The sequence below is a fragment of the Shewanella corallii genome (assembly GCF_023349125.1).
GTDB classification, from domain to species: Bacteria; Pseudomonadota; Gammaproteobacteria; order Enterobacterales; family Shewanellaceae; genus Shewanella; species Shewanella corallii.
Window position 1 is genome coordinate 232,975 of the sequence record NZ_JAKIKT010000005.1, and the last position, 24,910, is coordinate 257,884.

A 24,910-nucleotide genomic window follows, 5' to 3' on the forward strand; every position below is an offset into this window, starting at 1 on the left:
TGCGGTAATGGCCGGCTAGGCGTTACTTCTTGGTACTTTTGGACTTGCTGGCGATGAAGTCGGTCAGGGCAAACAGCACGCCGGAGGTGACGAAGGTCAGGTGGATGCCTACCTTCCAGGCCAGAACGTCGCTGGAGAAGTTGTCGGTATCCAAAAAGGTTTTTAACAGTTCGACGCTGGAGATGGCGACGATGGCACCGATAAGTTTGAGTTTCAGATCGGCAAAACCAACACTTCCCATCCATGCGGGTCTGTCTTCATGATCTGCCGGGCCAAACTTGGACACGAAGTTCTCATAGCCGCTAAAGGCAATGATGAGCAATAAGCTGGCCAACAGCGCAGTGTCCACCAGGGTCAGGATGCTGAGGATGGGGTGGCCTTCGCCGCCAATAAATACTATGGCAAAGAGGTTGAGTAGCTCTTTACCAAACTTAAGAAACAGTACGCCAATGGCGATCACCAGGCCGAAGAAAAACGGCGCCAGCAGCCAGCGAGAATTGAACAGCAATTTTTCGAAGTGATTTTCCAGACGTTTCATCGTGTGTCAGTTAGCTCATTGGGCAAAAAACAGGAAAAGAAACTTACCGAACTGTCGGTGCGGCGCATTCTAGTTGATAGCCATTGATGTGTAAATCATGATGCGAAACAATCATATGGCTGCCTGTCATTATTTGCTGTGCCTTTCAATCACTGTATATCGCAGAGTGTCATAAGGGCGCTTTGGTGTTGCACAGGAGACTCGTACTCAGTGCTGCAAATAGCTGCAGGTTCTGGTTGTGCTCGTACTTTGTATTCACAGTGCTGGTCGATTACTGCAATAGGGAGAGGAGAACTGGCTGACGTGAACCCTTTGCCAGGGTGCTACAGGTTGAAAAGCTATTCTAAAGTTCATAAACAACTATCTATTTCTGTATAAAAGTAGTGTTGCTTCTTAAGTGATGAGCCACGAACCTATCCCATTGTTCTAACCCTTGTCCGGGATGGTTGAACCCCTCGACAAGAGACTGTCATGCGAGTGCATATCAAACTGACGGATATCGGCACTTAAATTATTACGGAGTATAGAGGGGATTTTTCAAATGAATTACACCGGTGTCGGGGCCGTTTTTTTCCTCATTGTTAGTGTGGCAGTAGCCTGGTTCTTCTGGGAAGATTCTGATTCCAGCACAGCAATTCCGGATTACTCGACGACCAGGTTGGCGGCAGAGCAGGGTGATAGTGAAGCGCAATATCAGCTGGGTCTATTGTTACTGAGAGGACAAGGGGTAACGAGTGACGCCGAGGAGGCTCAGCTGTGGTTCCAGAAATCTGCGGACAGCGGTAATGCTCACGCACAGTTTCAGGTTTCACAGTATTACGACCGCAAGTACCAATCCTCCCAAGTTCCACAGCATGGAATAAATAGTTTTAACTGGTTAAAGAAGGCCTGTGAAAAAGGGAGTTGGGAAGCACAAACAAAGATGGGACAAATATACCTGGACGGTTTACGCATTGATGGTTTAGAAATTAGCCCGGACCAGGGAACCGCAGCGGCTTGGTTTCGTCGAGCGGCTAAAAATGGGAGCAGTAACGCTAACTATCAGTTGGCAAAGTTACTCGATGCAAACCCTAGACTGGCAAAAAACGAAGAGGAGAGTCTTGATTACTATAAAGAAGCTGCTGAGCAGGGTAATCCGGATGCTCAGTATTGGCTCGCGGTTGTATATCTTGAAGGTAAGTTAACGCGACGAAACCATGGTTTGGCAATGGAGTTGATGAATAAAGCTGCCCAGCAGGGGCAGCCATATGCGGAATACATGATAGCAACAGAGCTTGAGAAAGAAGGGAAGATACAGGAAGCGTTAAGCTATTACGCTCGTTCAGCAGAGCAGGGTTTTGCGGAAGCTGATTATCAAATTGGCCTTATATATAGATTTGGTAAAGTCATTGAGGCGGATCTCGAAAAAGCCGAATACCACTTCACCAAGGCGACTAAATTGGGACACCCTAAAGCGAAAGAAGAGCGGATTATATTGTTGGCGGAGCAAGGGGATGCCGAGTATCAATATTACTACGGAGACCTTTTGATGAAACGTTATTATGACGATAACATGCGCAATTCATGGAATCATGACCAAGCTTATATTTGGTATGAAAAGTCTGCTAACCAAGGTTATGCGTGGGCCCAGAACACAATGGGTCAAAAACTGTATTTGGGGAACCCAGCAAAAGCATTCGATTGGTTCCAACAAGCGGCTCATCAGGGGTTAAGTCCAGCCCAATGGAATCTCGCACTAATGTATTTGGAGGGAGAGGTCGTAGAGCGAAACTGGTTGACAGCGAACATGTGGCGCATAATCTCAGAATCCAACAGGCCAGCTGGTGATATGTATGCTTACGGCAGGGTAAATGCACATTTACGGTTTAATGCCCTGACTGAATCTGAGTTAGAACAGGTTGAAGAGCTGGTTCGCCGATGTGTTGAAACTGACTATGAGGTGTGCTCTGAGTCACCTTGAGTAGCGCTATGATGATAGGCATTGTCGCTCTGGAAGTTGAAGAATATAAAGGGGTGCGGAAAGGCTTGTAGTCGGTCTCCATACTCGTATTGTTTTTTTATTCCGCTCACTACTCTTGTGGCAATGTGGGTGATTCCCTGAGTGCTTTACTGACGGTTGCACTCAATCTTCAAAGCAGTGGTATCAGCAATCCAGTATGATGTATGCCAATCAGCACTCTATGATACTGAGTCTGCTTTCGAATATTCCCGCTAAGTTTTGTTAGCGAAATCACCATAAGGGCGTTCATGCAAAAAGTTACCATTCTTGTCGATGTACAGAATATCTATTACACCACCCGGCAAGCGTTTGGGAGCTCCTTTGACTACAACGAGTTTTGGCGACGCACGACCACAGACAGGGAAGTGGTAAAAGCGATCGCCTATGCCAGCGACCGTGGCGATCCCAAGCAGCAGCAATTTCAGAATATATTGCGCGCGATAGGGTTTGAGGTGAAGTTAAAGCCCTATATTCAACGGGTTGATGGTTCGTCCAAGTGTGATTGGGATGTGGGAATTACCATAGATGCTATGGAGCTCAGCAGAGAGTCTGATGTGTTGGTGCTGGCCAGTGGCGACGGAGACTTCGACTTGCTGGCCAAAAAACTGGTGGGCGACTTTGGCACCCAAGTGGAAGTCTACGGTGTTGATGGCTTAACCGCGGCGTCCTTGATTAATGCATCATCCTGCTATGTGCCGATAGCTGGAGACTTGTTATTGTCAAAATAGCTGTGTGGCAGCGCGGGCGGGACACCTAAGCGTTAGCAGGCTACTGTATCAAATACAAAAATGCCCAGACTCTATGCTGGGCATTTTGTTTATCGGGCATTTGAGAGAATATCTTCCAGTACACTGGCCAATGCTTTGGTGTCGTGACGTCCGGGCTGATAACTGGAGTTCATCGGCCGATAATGGAATATGCCATCGTCACGTGACTCATCTCCATGACACACTACATGGTCCACCAGGCTAAGCCCCAGAGCACTCTGACAAAAGTCCAGGCGTTGCTGCAGACTAAGTTGAGATGCGGGAGACTGCTCTGCATCAATATTGTCGATAAACACCACTTTGGCCTGACTTTGCTCCAGCGCATTGCGTACACCATCGGTCAGCAATACAGGCATCAGGCTGGTATAAAAGCTGCCCGGGCCAAGCAAAATCACTTCCGCATTACGTATCGCTTCGCAAGCTTCACAGGTCGCGTTGACCTGAGGTGAAAGTTGCAATGACTGGGGCGGGGTTTCCATGGCATCGACATTGAGCTCACCAACAATTTGCTCGCCCTCTTTGGACAGGGCCAGCAGGTGGGTTGGCTGCTCAGACATGGGAATAATTCTGGGTTTGATATTCAGCATATTGCGGATCAGGTTAACGGCTTCAAGTGGCCGTACGCACAACTGATCCAGTGCCAATAACATCAGATTCCCCAGATTATGGCCACCGATAGGAGTATCTCCGCTGAACCTGTATTCAAACAGCAGGGAACCGATAGAGGGTCTGGTGGCGACCTGAGAAAGGCAGTTCCGCAAATCCCCCCAGGCGATGCAGTCTTCGGTCTCACGAAGACGGCCGGTTGAGCCGCCATTGTCTGTGGTCGCCACTATTCCGGTAAGACCTTCGCCCAGAAATGAAAGGCTTGAAAGCACCCGGCCCAATCCGTGGCCTCCGCCGATTGCCACTACCCGTGACTTACCGGCAAGTTGTTGTTCCATATTTTGTGAAAGCATTTGTCATCCTGATGCTTATTTGAAGGGTTTAACTATTCCCCGAATAAATCCCGGTAAGTTTACACGATTTTGGCGGAGTTTGAGGGAGAAAATTTGTGAAAGGGGTTTGATAACTTATAATGCGCGATTCGTTTTTATGTTACCTTTGCGGTAATACTGTGATTTTAAATAGGTAGTTGATTGAAAACAGGTCGAATTGGAAAATTGGTGCTGGCTTTTGCCTTGGTGATTGTCTCCATTTATGGGTTACGTGTTGCACTGTTACCCGTGGGTAAAGAGATTTCAGTTAACAGTGCACAGCTGTTGAAAAACCCATTACCACCTGAGGCTCCAAAATTACCGGACTTTTCTGCTATTGCGGATGTGCGTGAAAAAAAGCAGGCTTTTTTCGATTTCCTGCGTCCCATGATCCGTGCTCAGAATGCACTGATTGCAAAGGAAAGAGATTTCCTGCAAACCGTCAATGCCCACTTCAGTCTGGATCATACTCTGTCAGATGCCGAGCGTTATCGTATCGGTGAGATTGCGCAGAAGTATCAGTTTAACCCCAGGGTGATCGATGGTGATGCCATTACTGAATTGCTGAGACGAGTCGATACAGTACCAGAAAACATGGTGCTGATTCAGGCCGCCAACGAGACAGGCTGGGGGAGCTCTCGCTTCGCCCGTGAAGGACTGAACTTCTTTGGTCAATGGTGCTTCCGCAAGGGTTGTGGTTTGGTGCCTCTTTCTCGTACTGAAGGTCTTAGTCACGAAGTGGCTAAATTTGATACCGTTGAAGACTCTGTTGCCGCTTACCTGCGTAATCTGAACTCCAACGGCGCCTACGATATGTTTCGTTCTATCCGTGCCGATGTTCGTGCTCAGGGCAGGGAGCCTCAAGCAGAAGAACTTGTTTGGGGCCTGATGAGTTATTCCGAGCGGAAAGAAGCCTATATCGAAGAGCTGTTGCAAATGCTGCAGCACAACAAGGCATTCTTGTTGGCAGCTAACCAAAACCAATAATAAATAATTATCCGGGAAGTGTTTTATGCGGTTCACTCGCCTCTCCAGCCTCGCGTTGCTGGGTTCTGTATTTGTTTCATCCAATCTGATTGCCGGTGAAGTATCGCTGCGCTATGAGGATTTTTATTCCCGCATGAAGGTGATGCATAAGGAAAACTATCAGCTCATTGAACTGACATTCTCTGTGCCCCAGACCCAGGGATGTAAAATTGAAAAGGCCAATATCAGTACCGAGAGAAGTACTGTCCCTTTATCTTTTACCAAGGCGCAGCGCTTGTATCTGCCTTATGATGTTGAGCTTAAGCAGCAGCGAGCCCTGGTGAATTTGCAGGTGGATGGTGAGTCAGCCAATTGTGGCCTGGCGGTGCAGATCCGGGCAAAGTCGCCAAAGGCAGAATATGATCAGGCAACGCTGAAGCAGATATACAGCGAGATGGATGAGATGCAGGGGGCGATGAAGGGCTTCCCGATGAAATACTTCCACGATGCGATTCAAGGGCTGAGGTTCACCTTGCCCGCGGATACCCGGGTAGTGCTTGAACAGGACAAGGGATATGAGGAGTTTACCGTCAGTGGTAACTGGTCGTTATCCGCCGAGCAGATTGAACAGTCGAAAAGCCTGACATTCTCTGCAGTACCTGATGTGATCAGTCCCTGGGTTGAATAGCGCTGGAATCCATGACATTAAAAAGCCCGCGTGATGCGGGCTTTTTTGTATCTGTTAAGCGTAAGCTTATGGCGTATAGGTATTCACCACATCGATACGGGTAGCAGCATCCAGGTCAATATGGCCTGAATTGGCGGCATCCATAAAGTCAAAGGCAGGCAGATCTGCCTCAGCCACTTCACCGGATGGCTTGGCATCCGGATCACGCTTCAGGCTAACGAAATCAAACTGCTCGCGGTCTACACCTTGAGATGGCGCTGTGTTTTGCATGGCGGTAAAAATGGTCTCAATACGACCCGGGAACTGCTTGTCCCAGCTCACCAGCATGTCTTTTACTGCTTTGCGCTTCAGGTTTTCCTGAGAGCCGCACAGATTACACGGAATAATCGGGAACTGCTTAAGCTCGGCATATTCGGCGATATCTTTCTCGCGGCTGTAGGCCAGGGGACGGATAACCAGGTTCGCACCATCATCAGACAGCAGTTTTGGAGGCATCGCCTTCATCTTGCCACCGAAGAACATGTTCAGGAACAGGGTCTCAATGATGTCGTCTCTGTGGTGACCCAGCGCGATCTTGGTGGCGCCAATCTTTTGGGCGAAACCATACAGGGTGCCACGACGCAGACGAGAGCACAGAGAGCAGGTGGTTTTGCCTTCCGGGATCTTGTCTTTAACGATGGAGTAGGTGTCTTTTTCCAGGATATGGTAAGCCACCCCCAGAGAGTCCAGATAAGCCGGCAGAATGTCTTCAGGGAAGCCAGGCTGCTTCTGGTCCAGGTTGACAGCCACCAATTCAAATTTGATAGGCGCGCGCTGCTGCAGATTCAACAGGATATCCAGCATGGCATAGCTGTCTTTACCGCCGGACAGACAGCACATTACCCGATCGCCTTCTTCAATCATATTGTAGTCGGCAATGGCACTGCCTACTTCACGACGCAGGCGCTTCTGAAGCTTGTTCATGCGGGTAATTTGTTTCTTGGTCAAGCCGTCTTCCGACAGCTCTTGAATTGATTCTTGTGGCATTTCTACAGACATAAAAAAAGCGCCCGGTGACTCCTAAGTGACAGGGCGCGTATTATTCCAGCTTAAGGGAGCGGGGTAAAGAGTGATGCCCCTATGTCAGCCTATTCTGTTTCCAGTGGTGACTTGTATCCCGCTGGCTTTATGGCTAACAGGTCGCAGTTCAGGCTATCAATGACATGTTCTGCGGTATTGCCTATCAGGGCGGCTGAGAGTGCGGTACGACCTATGGTGCCCAGAATAACCAGCTCAGCATCCAACTCGGCTGCCAGTTCTGGGATGACGTCTTCCGGCAGTCCCTCTTTAACGTGGCAGTTGGCCGGGTCGATACCGAAAGATTCAGCCAGATAATCTACCCGCTGCTCATGCTGCATTTTAACTGACGCAGTGAAATTATTGGCGTCAAAGTCGGGCAGTTCGATAGCCAGGTTAACCGGCGTGCCCGGATAGCCGTTCACCAGATGTAATTCGGCGCTGAATTTTTTGGCCAGATCCAATCCATGCTTAATGATTTTCTCGTTAAGCGAATCATGGTCAGCATCTTCGGTCGCCACATTGACGGCACAAAGAATTTTGCCGTTTTTGGACCAGTCATGCTCTTTCACCATCAGGACAGGCATGGGGGCTTTACGCAGCAGGTGCCAATCGGTAGGCGTAAAGATAACGGCCTTAAGTTTGTCGTGTTCGTGGGTCGCTTTTACAATCAGGTGGTAATCGCCCTCAATGGCATACTGAATGATGCTTTCAAATGGGCGGTTGTGCCAGATGACTTTGGTTTCAATCGCGAGACCACGACTTTGATAGGGCGCGATAATATCCTGAAGCCAGGCAGTACGTTGATCTATTACTCCCTGACGCATAGCTTCCCGCTCCTGACTGGAGAGGATGGAGGTCATCTCATAGGAGAGATCAAAGATGGAGAGGAAAACGGTAATCGCGGCCTGACTGTGCTCCGCCAGTTCAACGGCTCTGGCTAATGCGGCCTGGTCGTCAGTGGTCGGGTCTATGACCACAAGGAGCTTCTGATATTCCCTCATAATGCATTCCTTATCTCAACATGTTAGCTCTATCATGAGACGGGTTTGAGGTTCTGGCTTTGCGCTGAATCAAAACCAGAACCAATTTGATTAGCGGGCGATACGATTATTCCCCGCCAGCTGATTCAGCTGTTCAAAGTCTACGATGGTGATGTACTTACCTTTGACCTCAATCATGCCAGCTTTTTGGAAGCGTCCAAGCAGACGGCTGATGGTTTCAACGGTCAGACCAAGATAGTTGCCTATGTCACCACGTGTCATGGTGAGGCGGAATTCACGGGCAGAGAAGCCGCGGTTGGAGTAGCGATTGGCCAGGTTGCTGATGAAGGCAGCCAGGCGTTCTTCAGCATTCTTTTTGGAAAGCAGCAGGATCATCTCCTGATCACTGACAATCTCTGTACTCATCAGGCGCATGATTTGCTGACGCAGTTTAGGCATGCTGCCAGCCAGTTCATCCAGGGTGTTAAATGGGATTTCACATACCATGGCGGTTTCCAGCGCCTGAGCAAAGCTCTGATGCTCCTGACCATGGATACCGTCGAATCCGATCACATCACCAGCCAGATGGAAACCGGTAATCTGCTCATCACCCTGCTCGGTAATGGTGTAGCTCTTGACTGTGCCACTGCGGATGGCAAACAGAGATTTGAGTGGGTCGCCGGATTTAAAAATCTGCTCCCCTTTCTGAATAGGTTTTTTCCGCTCGATAATCTCATCCAGCTGATCCAACTCCTGGTTGTTCAGCGTGAAGGGGATACACAAAGCACCCATACTGCAATCATGGCAATGAATGGCACATCCACCGATTGCGGGACGGCGATGTTTGCTTTGTTCTACTGTCATACTAATACCCAAACTTGTTTAACCGGCATATGGTAAACCATATTGACCATACTGAGCTAGCCAAGCTGTCCCAGTCCCACGGCAATGGTTTGAATTCCCATGCCAATTAACGCTAATCCACTGATTATTCTAACAGCTTTGTGTTGAAGCCATAGTGCCAAATTCTTGGTGGCAACACCAGCACCAATAAGTGCGGGCAGGGTACCAAGGCCAAACGCCGCCATAATCAGGCCGCCCTGAAGTGGGTCGGCACTGGCTACTGCCCATGTCAGCATACTATAGACCAAGCCGCAGGGCAGCCAACCCCACAACATACCCGCTAAAACAGCATGCAATGGTGACTTCACCGGGACAAACTTCTGCGCCAGGGGCTGGATATGTTTCCACACCCTTTTGCCAACAGCCTCGATTTTAAGCAGTCCGAACCAGAGTCTGGCGATGTATAGGCCGGTCAGTATCATCATAACTCCTGCAAACAGGCGCAGGACTATCAGATAGTCGTCGACGGCAAACAAGATGCCGATGCCGCCCGCCAGGGCACCACAAACAACGCCAGCGAGCACATAGCTGACGATGCGACCTCCATTATAGCTGAACTGATAACTGAGGATCTGTGCTAACTGATTGCGCTTTGGGTCCAGGGGGATTTGGCTGGACAGGGCGCCCACCAGGCCACCACACATGCCAAAGCAGTGACCGGCTCCCATCAGTCCCACGATAAAGGCCGCGCCCAGAGAATAATCCATGTCAGTGCTTATCCCTGTCCGGAATTTGAGTATTCTCTTTGCACTGCGCGCTGCCCTCATCAGTTTTGGACGGTTTTGCCGGCTCGTCCTCATCGAACAGAATCGAGGTGCTGTGACGTTCCAAATCTTCAAACTGATCGTTTTTTACGGCCCAAAAGAAGATCGCAAAAGCGATACACACAAACAGCATGGCGATAGGGATCAGGATATAAATAATGCTCATGGACGCATCCTCAGAAGACGAAGGCTGTTGGAAACTACTATCAGCGAGCTGGCTGACATACCCAATGCGGCGATATAGGGATATACGTGGCCAGCAACCGCAAGAGGCAGGATAAGCAGGTTATATCCCAACGCCCAATAGAGGTTTTGGTAGATGATTTTATGAGTGCTTTTGGCAATATTCAGCGCCTGTACAAAGCGATAAAGGTGGTCGCCAAGCAATATCGTGTCGGCACTGTTTTTGGCGATAGCGGTACCACTGCCCATAGCAACAGAGAGATCAGCGCCAGCCAGCACAGGAGCGTCATTAATGCCATCTCCAAACATCACTACCTTGCTGTTTTGCTGCAAAGACTGAACATAATCCAGTTTATCTTTTGGTTGCATGGCTGCGTGGACTTGGTCCACCTCAAGGAGTGTTGCAAGCTTTTGCACCTGAGCCGATCTGTCACCACTGGCAATGCTGACCTTGATGTTCCGGGACTTGAGTGCAGCAATAGTTTGTTTACTGTCCTCACGAACAGCATCTTCCAGCATCACACAGGCCAGCGGCTGTTTGTCAACCGACAGCCAAACTTCCTGGCAGTCGGGGTCGGCGATATGCCAGGCCGGGATCTGGGCCTGATGGCAGGCAAAATCGAAGTGGCCAACCCGGTACTCTTTGTCTCCAACCCAACCAGAGACGCCGTGAGCAACATGGTGTTTTATCCGGGACATACCCAAAGAATGTGCCTGGTAGGGAGAGAATGCTTTGGCAATGGGATGAATAGAGCCTTGCTCCAGATGAGCGATAATATTGAGCAGCTCAGATTGTTTGCTCTCATCGACGGTATTGACCTCTTTTATTCTCAGCTCTCCAAGCGTCAGGGTGCCGGTCTTATCGAAAACCACATGGTCGACCAGTGGCAGCACCTCAAACACGCTGGATTTACGCACTATAATGCCAAGTTTGGTGAGCTGAGCGGTTGCACAGGTGACGGCTGTAGGAGTGGCTAATGCCAGCGCACAGGGGCAGGTTGCTACCAATACTGACAGGGTGACCCAGAAAGCATCTTCAGGACGGTAGAAATACCAGACCAGATAGGTGAGGGCAGCGATGGCCAGAATGACACTGGAGAAAATGCCCGACAGTCGCGTCGCAGTTTCTGCAATTTTGGGCTTGGCATGAGATGCGGATTCCTGCAGCCGGATGATTTTAGATACCAGTTGATCCTGACCCAGAGCGGTGACTTCCACCTCTAGAGGTTGGTCTACATTGATGGTGCCGGCAAACACCTGGCTTGCTTGGATTTTCTCTATTGGGGCTTGCTCGCCGGTCAACATAGATTCGTTGGCGCTGGAGTGGCCCGCAACAACAACGCCGTCAGCAGCCAGGGTCTCCCCGGGACGAACCTGAATAATGTCACCCAGCTTAAGCTGTTTGGCGGGGACCTCTTCAATCTCACCATCCAGCACACGCCTTGCGGTTAATGGCACCAATTTGTGCAGATTGCTGGCGCTGACAGAGGCTTTTTGCAGTGCATTTTGCTCAAAGTAACGTCCCAGCAGCAGGAAGAAGGTGAACATGGTGACGGATTCAAAATAGACCTCACCGGAGCCTTCAATCGTGGCGATACAGCTGGCGATATAGGCGCCGCAAATGGCGATGGATACGGCTACATCCATATTGACCCGCCCCATTAACATGGAGCGAATGGCGCTGAAGTAGAAAGGAGCTGCAGAGTAAAAAACAACAGGCGCAGCAAAAATCAGACTCACCCAGCGGAAATAGTCCCGGAACTCCTGTTCCAGATCAGTGAAATAGCCGGAATATAGGGCCAGAGCAAACATCATCACCTGCATAGTGGCAAATCCGGCCAGGCCAAGGCGGATTAGAAATCTGCGGCCCTCGCGCTTGGAACGCACCTCTTCCTCATCAACCTGATAAGGGGCTGCCTGATAGCCGATTCTGGCGATGGCCTGCAGAATATCGCTGAGCTTAAGCTCAGCCTTTACGTAATGGATAAGGGCTCTGTGGGTTGTGGTATTCACAGATACGCGCCGAATGCCTTTCAGGTGTTGAAGTTTATGCTCGATTAACCAGGCACAGGCTGCGCAGGAGATACCATCCAGTGTCAGCGACACTTCACTGACATCCCCCTCCTGATGAACGAAATCAGACTGAACTTCGTCGAGATCGTAGGCGCTGAATGCACTTAACTCTTCCGGCACCAGCGCATTCTGGCGTTTTCCAGGCTCGGTGCGGTATTTGTAATAGTTGGTCAGGCCTGCGTCGATAATGGCCTGGGAGACAGCCTGACAGCCGGGGCAACACATCACCTCCGGCTTGCCATTGATAGTGGTAACGAATTCATCACCGCAAAGCACTGGCTCATTGCAGTGAAAACAAAGGGTCGCGCTCATGGGGATCAGTTCAGCCAGTGTTGAGAGTTATTCTTGAGTTCAAGCCTTTTGTGCAGGCGCCACTTATTGTCGAAACTCTCCAGACGCACTTCCCAGTGGCCGTTTAACTCTTCAGGGGGAGATACCCGATACACGCCGGATGGATCTGCGGTCGCCATCACTTTGTAGTCACGTTCCGCAAGAGTAGGGTGGTAAAGCTCAACATTCAGGCCTGTACGGTACTCAGGGCCACCATGTTGAGTAATCAGCAGGGTATTGCCGTCAACTTCAACAGAGAACTGCATGCCCAGCTGTTTGGCATATTTGTTCTTGCGAAGGTCCATATTGATGGCTTTGCCCTTTTTGTAATAGTCCTCGGCGACGACAGAGTCTTTAGTGTCGAGCGCGATCATCAGCATGTTAATACTGGCGACCACGGCGCACAGGGGAAGGATAATAAGAAACCAGGGCCAGAACTGCTTGTACCAGGGTTGTATATCGGACATCTTGACTTCCATTTTTAGTCGTTCTTATGGAACGTATTTTACCGTTATGTGTGCCGCTTGGCACTTAAAAAAAAGGCCCCGTTTGACTGCGGGGCCTTGATTCAAGCTAATGATTTACTTGCTTTCGTCTTTTTGAGACAAGCTGTAAACATAAGCAGAGATAACGTGAACCTTCTCTTCACCCAGAATATCTTTCCAGGCAGGCATCACGCCGCTGCGACCCAGTTGGATACTTTCAGCAATCGCCATGCGGCTGCCGCCGTATAGCCAGGCGTTATCTTTCAGGTTAGGCGCACCCAGCATCTTGTTGCCGCTGCCGTCCATACCGTGACAGGCGAAACATCCTTTCATAAAGGAAGCCTGACCTTTGGCTGCCAGAGCAGCATCGTGGTCACGACCGGACAGACTCACCACATACTCAGCCAGACCGTTGATTTCGCCATCTTCGATAGGCAGACCACCTTTAGGCATCATCATGCCGTTACGGCCGTTCATGATAGTGGTTTTAATCTCGGCCAGCTCGCCGCCCCACAACCAGGCGTTGTCGGTCAGGTTAGGGAAGCCTTTTCCGCCACGGGCATCAGAGCCATGGCACTGAGCACAGTTTTGTAGGTACAGACGACCACCTACTTTCAGCGCATCTTCGTTTTTCACCAACTCTTCCAGCGGAGTTTTGGCGAAGGCATCGAAGATAGGACCGAAACGTTCATTGGCCTGAATAACCTCGCGGTCATACTGTACGAAGCTGCCGTCGCCTTGTTCACTGCCGTAAGCCGCTTCTGATTTCTCGAAAGCTGCCTTTGACTCGGCGATGGTGGTCACGCTTTGGTTGGCACTTGTCCAGCCCAGCAGGCCTTTAAAGTTACCCAGTCCCGGATACAGAAGCAGGTAGATAATGCCAAACACGATAGTGACGTAGAACATATAGTTCCACCACTTCGGCAGGGGATTGTTCATCTCTTCGATACCATCGAAGCTGTGCCCCATGGATTCGCCTTCCTTGATGCCGGTGTCGTTGCGGTTACACACGACCAGCAGGAAAACACATCCAACGATCACCAGCAGGGTAAGTACTGTGATCCAAATACTCCAGAAGCTACTCATTGCTTTTGTTCTCCTGAGTCCTTCAGTACCTGATTATCGTCATCGGCGAAAACCAGGTTAGCAGCCTCGTCAAATTGCTTTTTACGGCGACTGCTGTACGCCCAAGCAAATATACCGACGAAGGTCAGCATTACAATGACGGTGATAATTCCATGTAATGTGCCGTAATCCATATAGTTGCCTCCTTACTTGAGTGCGTGTCCCAGTGACTGCAGATACGCGATGATAGCTTCCATTTCAGTTTTACCTTCAACGGCTTGCTTGGCACCTGCGATATCTTCATCTGTGTATGGCACACCGAATCCTTTGAAAATCTCCATCTTGGCAGCGGTTTCGTCACCGGTCAGAACATTTTCAGCCAGCCATGGATAACCAGGCATGTTGGATTGAGGTACCACTGCACGTGGGTCAATCAGGTGAACTTCGTGCCACTTGTCGCTGTAACGGCCGCCTACACGGGCCAGATCAGGACCTGTACGCTTGGAGCCCCACTGGAATGGGTGATCCCATACCGACTCACCGGCGACAGAGTAGTGACCATAGCGCTCGGTTTCAGCACGCAGTGGACGAATCATCTGGCTGTGACAGTTGTAGCACCCTTCACGGATGTAGATGTCACGACCTTCGAGTTCCAAAGCTGTATACGGACGCAGACCTTCAACAGGCTCAGTGGTTTCCTTTTGGAACAGCAGAGGAGTGATCTGCACCAGGCCACCGATACTGATTACCAGTACGATGAAGATGCCCAGCAGGCCGATGTTTTTTTCGACAATCTCATGATTAAATTTCATCGGTATCACTCCTTATGCAGCTTTGGCTTCAGTCAGTGAAGGCAGTGAATCTTTAGGTGCCTTCACAGTACGGAATACGTTGTAAGCCATAACCAGCATGCCGGCTACGAAGAAACAGCCGCCCAGGAAGCGAACGAAGTAGAACGGATAAGAGGCTTCCAGACTTTCTACGAAGCTGTAGGTCAGGGTGCCGTCAGAGTTAACTGCACGCCACATCAGACCCTGCATAACACCAGAGATCCACATGGACACGATGTACAGCACAGTACCTACGGTTGCCAACCAGAAGTGGACGTTAACCAGAGAGGTAGAGTACATACGGCCATGACCGAACAGTACTGGGATAAGATGGTACAGAGAACCGATAGAAACCATGGCTACCCAACCCAGAGCGCCAGAGTGTACGTGACCTACGGTCCAGTCGGTGTAGTGAGACAGAGCGTTAACTGTCTTGATCGCCATCATAGGACCTTCGAAGGTAGACATACCGTAGAAGGACAGAGATACAACCAGGAAGCGCAGTACAGGGTCAGTACGCAGCTTATGCCATGCACCTGACAGGGTCATAATACCGTTAATCATGCCGCCCCAGGATGGAGCAAACAGGATCAGTGACATCACCATACCCAGAGACTGAGTCCAGTCAGGCAGGGCGGTGTAGTGCAAGTGGTGAGGACCTGCCCAGATATACAGGGCGATCAGTGCCCAGAAGTGCACGATTGACAGACGGTAAGAGTAAACCGGACGACCAGCCTGCTTGGGAACGAAGTAATACATCATACCCAGGAAGCCAGCTGTCAGCAGGAAGCCTACGGCATTGTGACCATACCACCATTGCACCATGGCATCGACAGCACCTGCATACAGCGAGTATGACTTGAACATATTCACTGGCATTGCCATAGAGTTAACTATGTGCAGGACTGCAACGGTAATAATGAAGGCACCAAAGAACCAGTTGGCCACATAGATGTGGGAGGTTTTACGTTTGACTATGGTACCGAAGAACACAATGGCGTAGGACACCCATACCACGGTGATAGCGATATCGATCGGCCATTCCAGCTCAGCGTATTCCTTACCACTGGTAATACCCAGAGGCAGGGTGATGGCGGCTGACAGAATAATGGCTTGCCAACCCCAGAAGGTGAATGCGGCCAATTTGGGCGCAAACAGTCGGGTTTGACAGGTACGTTGAACTACATAGTAGGAGGTTGCGAAAAGCGCTGAAGTGCCGAATGCAAAGATTACCGCATTGGTGTGCAGAGGCCGCAAGCGGCTATAGGTCAACCAAGGGGTATCAAAGTTCAGCTGTGGCCAGATTAACTGAGCCGCAATCAATACACCGACTGCCATACCAACAATGCCCCACAGGACAGTTGTCAGGGCGAATTGCCGAACAACGGTGTAATTGTAATCAGCGCCGACTGGCTGGGAATGGTTCATCATATTGCTTCCACTGCTTATTACTTTTACTTTTTTTAATGTTTAAGGCTGAGCCTCACCTGAAATCTTGACAATTATAGCTTTCCTGCGCGGAAAACCATGTCATTGTCAATACGCTTGATCAGTAATTTGAGATTAGTCACCAAGCACCGCAATGATACTTGAGCTACGTCAAAAAAGATATACGAGACAAGCTGATGTGTTTGATCTGGATCAAATTTAAGAACAGAATGGTGACACTTGGCTAACGGAGGCGTAAATTGTGCGCAATAACACGTTTACTTTGCTGTTTTTGATGGTTTTATTAATGGGTTCGATCTTGGGTTGTGAACAAGCCAAAGTGCAGGTTTCACCCCGTGGTGAGGTTGATAAAACTTTGTGTGACTTTGGTGCGGGCTATTGTAACGCTGAAAGCGGTGAAATAAACATTAATCTAATCTTAATGCCTGATTTTGCACCAAGTGAGCGACCAATTGATGTAAAAATTACCACTAATGTACCTGTGTCGGATGTCACCATGAAACTTGAAGGCAGAGATATGTTTATGGGAGTGATACCGGTAAATATCCAGCCCGCCGATGATGGAAGTTTCAGTGGACAGATGATCTTTGGTTCATGTTCATCTGGTTATATGGTGTGGCGGGCTACAGTTGGCTTTGTTCACCAGGGCGAACAAAAGTATGTTTGGTTTGACTTTTTAGCGGATGCTGATGGTTAGTCGGTCAGCCTTCACCCCGGCGTTTTATTTTGTGGAGCACTTCAGATAACGCAAACTGCCATCTATGTTGCTCCATCAGTCTGGGGGTGTCACTCATATCCAGTACGCTATTTAATGGTCGGGGAGCAGGGGCACCATACTCCTCAGTAGAGATGGGCACGAGAGTGCAGTGACTATCGAGAATACCGATTTTACTCGCCTGACGTTGAATTTCCTGTGCGAACTCGAACCAGGTGGCTACGCCCTGATCACGGAAATGGATAATTTGAGGCCAATGCGCAATTTGGCATATTGCCCAGATAAAGGCAGATAGATTGGTGGCACTGGTAGGGGAGCCAAACTGATCATTGACTACGGAAAGTGAGTCTTTGTTGTTTAGCAGCCTCAGCATGGTGTTAACAAAATTACAGCCAGTATCAGAATATAACCAGCTGGTTCGAATAATGGCGGCTTTTACTCCTGACCGAATGACTGCCTGCTCACCGGCGTATTTGCTCTTTCCATAAACAGATAAAGGCTCGGGCGTGTCTATAGTCGTCCAGGGCTTACCTGGGATTCCGCTAAATACATAGTCGGTTGACAAGTGTATTAGCCTATATCCGACTATCTTTCCTGTTTGTGCCAGATTCATCGCCGCAATATGGTTCAGCGCATCTGCGTCATCTTTGTCAGTTTCTGCCTGGTCGACGGCAGTATAGGCAGCGGTATTGATAACGATATCTATGCCAGCAAGTGACTTTTCCAATTCAGCAAGATTAAAGAGATCTATCTCGTCGCGTCCTACATATAGACAAGAGGTGTGGCTCGGTTGTGTTTTTCGAAGGGAATTGGCCAATTGGCCATGTCTGCCGATGACAGCAATGCGCAGTGACATAGAAACGAATTCAAAGGGGAATAGTCGAAGATTAGTCAAATCCTTACCTCTGGGCAATCAGGATTATCGTTTAATCACAAAATTCGGCTAAGAAACACTGCATACTGATAGCTGGCTGATGTTTTGGTTACAATGAAGCCTTATATAAAGCCCACGGAATAATCGCCTTAAAGATCAATAAAAGTCATGCAATCAGGCGAGACAGAGTAATGGGTCTTGCGGTACACTTTGTTACAAAGTTGTAACCATGTTTGAGGTGAGTGTTTGTGGCGATGGTTTTCCACCCAAACTGAGTCAATAATAAAAGCCAAATGACGGGGTTATTATAGCAATGAAAATAGAGTCACGTACTTCAGGGGATGACAAGGAACTCTCTATTAAGATCCTGCGTCAGGCCGTTCCTAAAATGACTGCACTGGATATTGCCGTTACGCCGGTGAATTATGCCGTCTGGTATGAGTATTGTTTGGGAACCAATCCTTTACTAAAGCTGGAGATCGACAAGCTGTTGAGTTCCGGAACCAGTTTTACCTCTTCCACCAATGACAGATTGTTTAAAGAGTTTTTGGCCGAGCCAGGGGATGCAGAAAAGTTGTGTTCGGTTCAGTCTGAAACACAATCTTTGATCTCCGGGTTAATTAATAAGATAAGACAGATAAGCCAGGGTACAGCAGATTTTTCTGATGTGCTGAGTAGCTATAGCGACCAACTTCAGGATAATCCTACCGAAGCCACTCTGGCCGAATTGATTGAAGGTTTGGGGTCTGAACTTACTCAGGTTATGCAGAAGAATAAGGGAATGGCTGCCAGTCTTTCACAGATGGATAAAGAGGTGAATGAGCTGCGTAATGAAATGGAGTCTTTACAAAATGAAGTAATGACAGATCCATTGACGACACTATTCAACCGCAGAGCATTTGATCACCAGATGCAACAGGTGTTCAATGGCGCCACCGAAGGTGATAAGTCATTTTCAATGATGGTAGTGGACATCGATTTCTTTAAAAAAGTAAACGATACCTATGGCCATCAAACAGGAGATAAAGTGATTGCCTATGTGGGCCGACTATTGAAGAAAGGGGTGAGAAGCTCAGACTTTGTTGCCCGTTATGGTGGCGAAGAGTTTGTGATTATTCTCCCTGACACTGATTTCAATATCGCCATGACAGTCGCTGAAGGGGTCAGGGCGGTCATCAATGAGAAAAAACTCAGTATTGGTGCTGAGAACCGTCAATCACTGGGCCGTATCAGTGTCTCAGTTGGTGTGAGCAGTTTTTGCACTGATGACTCAATTGATGACTGTATGGCCCGGGCTGATGAAGCTCTGTACCAGGCGAAATCATCGGGTCGTAACTGTGTCAAAGGGATAGAGAAACAACCCTCTGAAGTTAAGCCGAAAGATAACCGCCGGGCTGAACCGGCATAAAGAGAAAAACCGACAATTGATGTCGGTTTTTTTACGTTTAGTCTTCGGTAAGTGGCATATGCATATAGATAAGCTGCTCTTCCATATCAAAGGTCACCTTAAAGCCCAGTGATTTAGCCAGGCTCGCCATATTGCGGTTTTCAAACATGGTGTAACCACTAATTGCTCCTGTGCCATTTTGGCGGTAGTAGCGTATCAATTTTTCAAGCAGCAAACGTCCAATTCCCAGCCCTTGATGATCAGAGCGCACAGCCATAGCGAATTCAGCATCTGTATTATCAGGATCTATCGTCGCCCGAACCGCTCCGAGGGTTTTCTCTGTTCCATCAGGTTGTTTACTGGTGGCAATAAATGCCATTTCCCTGGCGTAATCAATCTGAGTCAATACTGCCATTTCATCATGGGTCATTGGTGCCCTGACGCCGAAATAGCGCTTGTATCTGTCTTCGGCAGTCAGCGAGGAGTCAAACTCATGATGACTGGGTTCATCTTCGGGCAGAATGGGCCGCAGGGTAACGCTTTGCCCATCCTTCAGACTGGCGCGCTCTTCAAGCTCCTTGGGGTAGGGCATGATGGCCAGACGTTGAGCATTATCTACCGGCTGTGAGTGCAGTCTGAGGTTGATATCCAGCACTGTGATTGACTCTCCGGCCGCCAATACCGGGTTAAGGTCGAGAGTGGCGATCTGCGGGCAGTCAATAATCAGATGGGATAGCCGGGTTAATAACAGACAAATGGCTTGCATGTTGAGACCCAGAGGCAAGCGCCTGTCTCTGAGCTTTTGGGTTTTCAGGGCCTGAATCACCATATAGCGAGCCAAAGCCATATTCAGCGGCGGCAGGGCAACAGCGGCATCTCTGGTAGGATCCCATTCAGATCCACCTTCGCCCAGACAGATGGCGGGACCAAATACCGGGTCGTGTATTACCGCGACCCGTAGCTCCTGTGCCCCGGCAGTCAGGGCCATTTTCTGTACCAGCATGCCTTCAACTCTTGCGCCGGGAACCTGAAGCTGAACTCTTCGCATCATAGCGCCCGCGGCTTGTATGACATCGTCATCTGATGTCAGATTCAGGCTTACGCCATGTACATCTGACTTATGGATCAGGTCCGGTGATTGGATTTTAAGGGCAATCGGATAGCCCAGGTTGTTTGCCGCTTGTACTGCTTGCTCTGGAGTCGCAGCAAACTCAGTTCCTATGGTGTTGATCCCATATGTAGAAAGCAGTGCTGCGGCTTCATGGGTTTCCAGTTGCAGCCGGCCATCCTCGATCGCGCTGTTAAGCTGAGCATGGACATTGTCGGTGCTGGGATAAAGAGTGTCTGATACAGACTCAGGAACCTCTTGAAGCAGTTTTTGGTTGCGGCTGAACTCAACCATATGCATAAAGGCCCCAGCGGCGCCCTCTGGGGTTCTGTAAGTGGGGATGCCTGCTGCATTGAAACGTTTGCGTGCGCTGTATGCGGCGTCTTCACCACTCCAGGTAGTCAGAATATTCAGCATTCTTCCCTGTTTGTGCTTTTCTGCAACGGCGATAACGCTGTCTGCGATTCGATCGCCGTCGCCCAGTGCAGAAGGAGAGTGTAATACCAGGACTGCATCCAGTTCGTTGGCGTCAAGCAGGATATCAAGTGCTTTTCCATATCGGTCGGCGTCAGCATCCCCAATAATATCCACGGGATTCTGTCCCGACCAGATTGAAGGCAGTACCTGATCCAGCTTGGCGCGAGTTTCATCGGACAGGGGACCTATCTTGCCGCCCCGGGTAATAACTTCATCAACGGCAAGGACCGCAGGGCCACCACCGTTGCTAAGTACTGCCAACCGTTCACCCTTTATAGGAGTTGAGTGAGCCAGGGTTTCCACTGCTGCAAAGAGCTCCGTCAGATCCTGAACCCGCAGCATACCGGCCCGTCTAAATGCCGCTTCATAAACACTGTCGCTGCCAATAACGCCGCCAGTGTGCCGTTCTGCTGCATGGCGTCCCTCCTGACTCCGGCCCGATTTAACTACTATGATGGGTTTATGACGGGATGCTGCTCTGGCAGCTGATAAAAATCGGCGGCTGTCGTTAATGGAGTCGATATAAAGCAAAATTGCCCGGGTATGAATATCTCTGCCCAGATAGTCAATGAGTTCATCAAAGTCTATGTCGGCGGCATCGCCCAGCGAGACAAACGCAGAAAACCCAATTCCTTTGTTGTTTGCCCAGTCCAATACCGTGGTGCACAGGGCTGCAGACTGGGAAACAAAGGCTATCTTGCCACTTAGGGCATTGGTATGGGCCAGGCTGGCATTGAGTCCAATAGGGGGGACCATCATGCCCAGGCTATTTGGGCCCAACAGCCGCATACCATAACGATTGGCATGCTCAAACGCTGCATTCAGCGCACTGGTACCATCCTCAGTTTTGGCTTCAGCCATACCTGAGGCCATGACGATAGCCGCTTTACAGCCAAACTGAGCCAGTGTTTCTACAATGCCCGGAACCCTCGAAGCCCGTGTACAAATAACGGCAATGTCGGGTTTGATCGGGAGAGACTCGATTGCCGGGTACGCCAGAATACCCATAACAGCCTGATACTTAGGTGTAACAGGCATAATTGGTCCTGAAAATCCATTGGCAATCAAATTACGAATAACCACGTAACCGGCACGTCTTGGGTTACTGGAAGCACCAATAATGGCAACAGACGCAGGATTAAAAAGGGGCGCTAAGGTTCGCTGACTCATTGACTTTTCCGTCCCGGGATAAGAGGTTTCAGTTTACTTGATGGCCAAAACCTTTCCCATAGCCTGATGCAAATTATTGTTAATGTTTGGGATTGTTGGACCGTCACAATCCTGGCCTGTGATACAGTTATTGCAGTTTGTATCAATCAAGGCGATCTTGCCTGTTATCAGACCGGTTTCCGAGCAATTTCCCCGTTATGTTGGCCGTTTCCACTATGACAACTGAATCCTTACCTCAAAAGACAAAAGAACAACCTACTAAGCTGGTCCGGCGATTTCTTGCCAGCCATAAAAGTCCGTTAACCGTATTGTGTCTATCCCCCTTTGTCGGTTTGTTGGCAGGGCTGCTTTGTACCGGTTTTGATATCGCGATTGATGCCGTAATGGATACCAGAGAAGGGTGGATGTCCGGGCGGGAACCCGGTTGGGAAATGATCTCCCTGGTGGTGTTGTCGAGTTCATTGCTGTCGGCCTTTGGATTTTTACTGGTTAACAGATTTGCGCCTGAAGCTGCAGGCTCAGGTATTCCTGAAATTGAAGGTGCACTCGATGGTGTCAGGCCGGTGCGCTGGTGGCGGGTCATACCGGTTAAGTTTTTTGGTGGGGTGGGAACCATAGGGGCTGGTCTGGTATTGGGACGGGAAGGGCCTTCGGTGCAGATGGGCTCAAGTGTGGGCCGTATGCTGACCGATATTTTCAGGCTGAAAGATGATGAAGGACGACATACTTTGGTTGCCTCTGGTGCGGCTGCCGGACTTGCTGCAGCATTCAACGCCCCTTTGGCAGGCATCATGTTTGTGGTTGAGGAGATGAGACCCCAGTTCAGATATAACCTGGTGTCGATTAAAGCTGTGATTATTGCAGCCATTGTTGCCACTATCACTTACCGCAGTTTACAGGGGCAGGGAGCAATGATCCCGCTGCCTTCATACCCTCCAGTACCATTGTCTTCTTTGGGATTGTTTCTGGTACTCGGCCTTTTGTTTGGGGCCATTGGTGTGCTGTTTAACAGGCTGGTGGTAATGACAATGGATGGCTTTGACCGACTTCACGGTCATAAGACGTCCCGATTTATTGCTGTTGGTGCGTTTTTAGGCGCTGTTTTTGGTGCCATGCTGCTGTTTCTGCCAAAGCTGACAGGTGAAGGTGTCGCTTTGATCCCCGACGCGGCCCATGGCGACTTTGCCCTTACCGCGTTATTTGGACTCTTCATGATCCGACTGGTGACCACACTGGCATGTTTCGGCTCAGGTGCACCGGGTGGTGTATTTGCGCCCATGCTGGCACTGGGCACACTGTTTGGTACCTTTTTTGGGATGTTGTGTGGTGAACTCTTTCCGGGCATGGACATTACTGCCGGTACATTTGCCGTGGCGGGTATGGGGGCGCTGTTCGCCGCAACTGTGAGAGCACCTATTACTGGTATTTTGCTGGTGATTGAACTGACCCACAACTATGACCTGATTTTGCCTTTGTTGATCACAACGTTGGGGGCAACTATGGCAGCGCAGGCTATGGGGGGGAAACCGATTTACAGCCAATTGTTACAGCGTAGTCTTGCAAAACAAAAGGCCAAAGAAGCGCAGACGATCGAGCAAGATGAGCAGGGCGTTTCATCCTCCAGTTAACATAGTCACCTGTACAGCCAAATGATAAAGAACTCCCTCCGGGGAGTTTTTTATGGGTGTGGCTATAGAAGAGTACATCGAAGCGGCAAGAGTGGTTTTTACAACCACGCTTATAGGCGATGAAGAAACTTACAGCACAGCTTAGGTTACCGCGTAAAAGTGATCTGGCCGACGAGGTGGGATTTAACTGGGCAACACTTGCTGACGGCCTGAGGGTTATGAAAGAAGTGTTGTGGGAATTTAGATAGGTGTCGGTGTACACGGATTTTTAAATACAAAAAACCTGCAAATGCAGGCTAATGTTCCTCAAACAAGAGGTTGGTTGCGGGGGCCGGATTTGAACCGACGACCTTCGGGTTATGAGCCCGACGAGCTACCATGCTGCTCCACCCCGCGTCCGAATTCTTCTATCAGTTTTACTTCATCATAAGGAAGCTCTTCAAAAGAGAGTGGTACACCCGAGTGGACTCGAACCACCGACCCCTACCATGTCAAGGTAGTGCTCTAACCAGCTGAGCTACGGGTGTATTGGTTGCGGGGGCCAGATTTGAACTGACGACCTTCGGGTTATGAGCCCGACGAGCTACCATGCTGCTCCACCCCGCGACTGTTATCAGTTTTGCTTCTTGATAGGGAAGTGGTTGCGAGAGCCAGATTTGATGAAAAGCCGACGACCTTCGATTCTTTATGAAAAGAGTTGAGCCCGACGAGCTACCATGCTGCTCCATCCCGCGTCCGAATTGTTTATCAGTTTTACTTCGTCATAAGGAAGTTGGTACACCCGAGTGGACTCGAACCACCGACCCCTACCATGTCAAGGTAGTGCTCTAACCAGCTGAGCTACGGGTGTATTGGTTGCGGGAGCCGGATTTGAACCGACGACCTTCGGGTTATGAGCCCGACGAGCTACCATGCTGCTCCATCCCGCGACTGTTATCAGTTTTACTTCTTGATAGGGAAGTGGTTGCGAGAGCCAGATTTGATGAAAAGCCGACGACCTTCGATTCTTTATAAAAAGAGTTGAGCCCGACGAGCTACCATGCTGCTCCACCCCGCGTCCGAATTGTATTATCAGTTTTACTTCATCATAAGGAAGCTCTTCAAAAGAGAGTGGTACACCCGAGTGGACTCGAACCACCGACCCCTACCATGTCAAGGTAGTGCTCTAACCAGCTGAGCTACGGGTGTATATTTTGCGGGAGTAGGGCATTAGACCTTCGCCTGCGGTTAATAAGAGTTGAGCCCGAAGACCTGTTTCTCATCAACTAGAATTTGGTTGCGGGAGCCGGATTTGAACCGACGACCTTCGGGTTATGAGCCCGACGAGCTACCATGCTGCTCCATCCCGCGTCCGAATTATCGTTGTCAGTGTTACGTTTTGTGACGCTGCCCTGACGACGGACGCTATATTAAGTGGGTTGCGCTTGATTGTGCAAGCAAAAAAATGAAATTCGCCATCGACTGACCGAATGCTGAGCAACTTGCCCATGCATTC

At 49.6% G+C, this 24,910-nt stretch carries 22 protein-coding genes and 9 tRNA genes; 7 read left to right on the forward strand and 24 right to left on the reverse strand.

The window, feature by feature from the left end:
- Positions 1-22: 22 nt before the first annotated feature.
- A complete protein-coding gene (locus L2725_RS14155; RefSeq protein ID WP_249249541.1) occupies positions 23-538 on the reverse strand; it encodes a TIGR00645 family protein in 516 nt (171 codons plus the stop codon).
- 541 nt (positions 539-1,079) lie between these two features.
- Here L2725_RS14155 and L2725_RS14160 point away from each other — a divergent pair.
- Together L2725_RS14160 and L2725_RS14165 are read left to right on the forward strand one after the other, a co-directional pair.
- Positions 1,080-2,498: a tetratricopeptide repeat protein gene (locus L2725_RS14160; RefSeq protein ID WP_249249542.1), complete on the forward strand. Its 1,419-nt coding sequence runs from the start codon at positions 1,080-1,082 to the stop codon at positions 2,496-2,498.
- Between the two features lie 287 nt (positions 2,499-2,785).
- The gene (locus tag L2725_RS14165) at positions 2,786-3,265 is read left to right on the forward strand and encodes a LabA-like NYN domain-containing protein (protein WP_249249543.1); all 480 of its coding nucleotides are present in this window, start codon (positions 2,786-2,788) and stop codon (positions 3,263-3,265) included.
- A gap of 89 nt (positions 3,266-3,354) precedes the next feature.
- Here the strand turns inward: L2725_RS14165 and yvcK are convergent, their stop codons facing one another.
- Positions 3,355-4,263, reverse strand: a complete 909-nt coding sequence (yvcK, locus tag L2725_RS14170) for a uridine diphosphate-N-acetylglucosamine-binding protein YvcK (RefSeq protein WP_249249544.1) — start codon at positions 4,261-4,263, stop codon at positions 3,355-3,357.
- A gap of 180 nt (positions 4,264-4,443) precedes the next feature.
- On the opposite strand from yvcK, the gene L2725_RS14175 reads away from it, so the two are divergent.
- Positions 4,444-5,268: a glucosaminidase domain-containing protein gene (locus L2725_RS14175; protein WP_249249545.1), complete on the forward strand. Its 825-nt coding sequence runs from the start codon at positions 4,444-4,446 to the stop codon at positions 5,266-5,268.
- Positions 5,269-5,293: 25 nt separating this feature from the next.
- Positions 5,294-5,935 carry a DUF2987 domain-containing protein gene (locus tag L2725_RS14180; protein ID WP_249249546.1) on the forward strand — a complete coding sequence of 214 codons (642 nt, stop codon included), beginning with the start codon at positions 5,294-5,296 and terminating at the stop codon, positions 5,933-5,935.
- A 66-nt stretch (positions 5,936-6,001) separates the two neighbouring features.
- On the opposite strand, the gene ttcA is transcribed toward L2725_RS14180, so the two are convergent.
- From ttcA to ccoN, 11 genes are all read right to left on the reverse strand, one after another.
- Complete coding sequence (gene ttcA / locus L2725_RS14185; protein WP_249249632.1) at positions 6,002-6,961, reverse strand: tRNA 2-thiocytidine(32) synthetase TtcA; 960 nt, start codon at positions 6,959-6,961, stop codon at positions 6,002-6,004.
- Between the two features lie 101 nt (positions 6,962-7,062).
- Positions 7,063-7,995 (reverse strand): universal stress protein UspE, encoded by a 933-nt coding sequence (gene uspE, locus L2725_RS14190; protein ID WP_248937236.1) that lies wholly within the window; start codon positions 7,993-7,995, stop codon positions 7,063-7,065.
- A gap of 90 nt (positions 7,996-8,085) precedes the next feature.
- Complete coding sequence (etrA, locus tag L2725_RS14195; protein ID WP_115138797.1) at positions 8,086-8,838, reverse strand: electron transport transcriptional regulator EtrA; 753 nt, start codon at positions 8,836-8,838, stop codon at positions 8,086-8,088.
- Positions 8,839-8,894: 56 nt separating this feature from the next.
- Complete coding sequence (locus L2725_RS14200; protein WP_249249547.1) at positions 8,895-9,584, reverse strand: sulfite exporter TauE/SafE family protein; 690 nt, start codon at positions 9,582-9,584, stop codon at positions 8,895-8,897.
- Position 9,585: 1 nt separating this feature from the next.
- Positions 9,586-9,807 carry a cbb3-type cytochrome oxidase assembly protein CcoS gene (gene ccoS, locus L2725_RS14205; protein WP_249249548.1) on the reverse strand — a complete coding sequence of 74 codons (222 nt, stop codon included), beginning with the start codon at positions 9,805-9,807 and terminating at the stop codon, positions 9,586-9,588.
- Positions 9,804-12,209, reverse strand: coding sequence for a heavy metal translocating P-type ATPase (locus L2725_RS14210; RefSeq protein ID WP_249249549.1), 2,406 nt, complete (start codon positions 12,207-12,209; stop codon positions 9,804-9,806). Before L2725_RS14210 ends, ccoS begins: the two co-directional genes overlap by 4 nt.
- A 5-nt stretch (positions 12,210-12,214) precedes the next feature.
- Positions 12,215-12,694, reverse strand: a complete 480-nt coding sequence (locus L2725_RS14215; protein WP_249249550.1) for a FixH family protein — start codon at positions 12,692-12,694, stop codon at positions 12,215-12,217.
- Positions 12,695-12,808: 114 nt separating this feature from the next.
- Positions 12,809-13,798: a cytochrome-c oxidase, cbb3-type subunit III gene (gene ccoP, locus L2725_RS14220; protein WP_249249551.1), complete on the reverse strand. Its 990-nt coding sequence runs from the start codon at positions 13,796-13,798 to the stop codon at positions 12,809-12,811.
- Complete coding sequence (locus tag L2725_RS14225; protein ID WP_248937242.1) at positions 13,795-13,971, reverse strand: cbb3-type cytochrome oxidase subunit 3; 177 nt, start codon at positions 13,969-13,971, stop codon at positions 13,795-13,797. The genes ccoP and L2725_RS14225 overlap by 4 nt, the downstream gene beginning before the upstream one ends.
- A gap of 12 nt (positions 13,972-13,983) precedes the next feature.
- A complete protein-coding gene (gene ccoO, locus L2725_RS14230) occupies positions 13,984-14,589 on the reverse strand; it encodes a cytochrome-c oxidase, cbb3-type subunit II (RefSeq protein WP_115138804.1) in 606 nt (201 codons plus the stop codon).
- A gap of 12 nt (positions 14,590-14,601) precedes the next feature.
- Complete coding sequence (gene ccoN, locus L2725_RS14235; protein WP_248937244.1) at positions 14,602-16,038, reverse strand: cytochrome-c oxidase, cbb3-type subunit I; 1,437 nt, start codon at positions 16,036-16,038, stop codon at positions 14,602-14,604.
- Positions 16,039-16,297: 259 nt separating this feature from the next.
- On the opposite strand from ccoN, the gene L2725_RS14240 reads away from it, so the two are divergent.
- Positions 16,298-16,753 (forward strand): hypothetical protein, encoded by a 456-nt coding sequence (locus tag L2725_RS14240; protein WP_249249552.1) that lies wholly within the window; start codon positions 16,298-16,300, stop codon positions 16,751-16,753.
- Between the two features lie 4 nt (positions 16,754-16,757).
- Here L2725_RS14240 and rfbD read toward each other — a convergent pair whose 3' ends face one another.
- The gene (gene rfbD, locus L2725_RS14245) at positions 16,758-17,627 is read right to left on the reverse strand and encodes a dTDP-4-dehydrorhamnose reductase (protein ID WP_249249553.1); all 870 of its coding nucleotides are present in this window, start codon (positions 17,625-17,627) and stop codon (positions 16,758-16,760) included.
- Positions 17,628-17,958: 331 nt separating this feature from the next.
- Between rfbD and L2725_RS14250 the strand changes: the two genes are divergently transcribed.
- Positions 17,959-19,053: a GGDEF domain-containing protein gene (locus L2725_RS14250; RefSeq protein WP_249249555.1), complete on the forward strand. Its 1,095-nt coding sequence runs from the start codon at positions 17,959-17,961 to the stop codon at positions 19,051-19,053.
- Positions 19,054-19,090: 37 nt separating this feature from the next.
- Here L2725_RS14250 and L2725_RS14255 read toward each other — a convergent pair whose 3' ends face one another.
- Entirely contained in the window at positions 19,091-21,787 is a 2,697-nt protein-coding gene (locus L2725_RS14255) for a bifunctional acetate--CoA ligase family protein/GNAT family N-acetyltransferase (protein ID WP_249249556.1), read from the reverse strand.
- A gap of 215 nt (positions 21,788-22,002) precedes the next feature.
- Between L2725_RS14255 and clcA the strand changes: the two genes are divergently transcribed.
- The gene (clcA, locus tag L2725_RS14260) at positions 22,003-23,415 is read left to right on the forward strand and encodes a H(+)/Cl(-) exchange transporter ClcA (RefSeq protein ID WP_249249557.1); all 1,413 of its coding nucleotides are present in this window, start codon (positions 22,003-22,005) and stop codon (positions 23,413-23,415) included.
- A gap of 319 nt (positions 23,416-23,734) precedes the next feature.
- On the opposite strand, the gene L2725_RS14265 is transcribed toward clcA, so the two are convergent.
- The 9 genes from L2725_RS14265 to L2725_RS14305 form a co-directional block, all read right to left on the reverse strand.
- Positions 23,735-23,811, reverse strand: a tRNA-Met gene (locus L2725_RS14265).
- Positions 23,812-23,865: 54 nt separating this feature from the next.
- A tRNA-Val gene (locus L2725_RS14270) sits at positions 23,866-23,942 on the reverse strand.
- 2 nt (positions 23,943-23,944) lie between these two features.
- Positions 23,945-24,021, reverse strand: a tRNA-Met gene (locus tag L2725_RS14275).
- Between the two features lie 32 nt (positions 24,022-24,053).
- Positions 24,054-24,149 (reverse strand) — tRNA-OTHER (locus tag L2725_RS14280).
- Positions 24,150-24,188: 39 nt separating this feature from the next.
- A tRNA-Val gene (locus tag L2725_RS14285) sits at positions 24,189-24,265 on the reverse strand.
- A 2-nt stretch (positions 24,266-24,267) separates the two neighbouring features.
- A tRNA-Met gene (locus L2725_RS14290) sits at positions 24,268-24,344 on the reverse strand.
- Positions 24,345-24,376: 32 nt separating this feature from the next.
- A tRNA-OTHER gene (locus tag L2725_RS14295) sits at positions 24,377-24,472 on the reverse strand.
- 54 nt (positions 24,473-24,526) lie between these two features.
- Positions 24,527-24,603 (reverse strand) — tRNA-Val (locus tag L2725_RS14300).
- 85 nt (positions 24,604-24,688) lie between these two features.
- Positions 24,689-24,765, reverse strand: a tRNA-Met gene (locus L2725_RS14305).
- Positions 24,766-24,910: the final 145 nt, after the last annotated feature.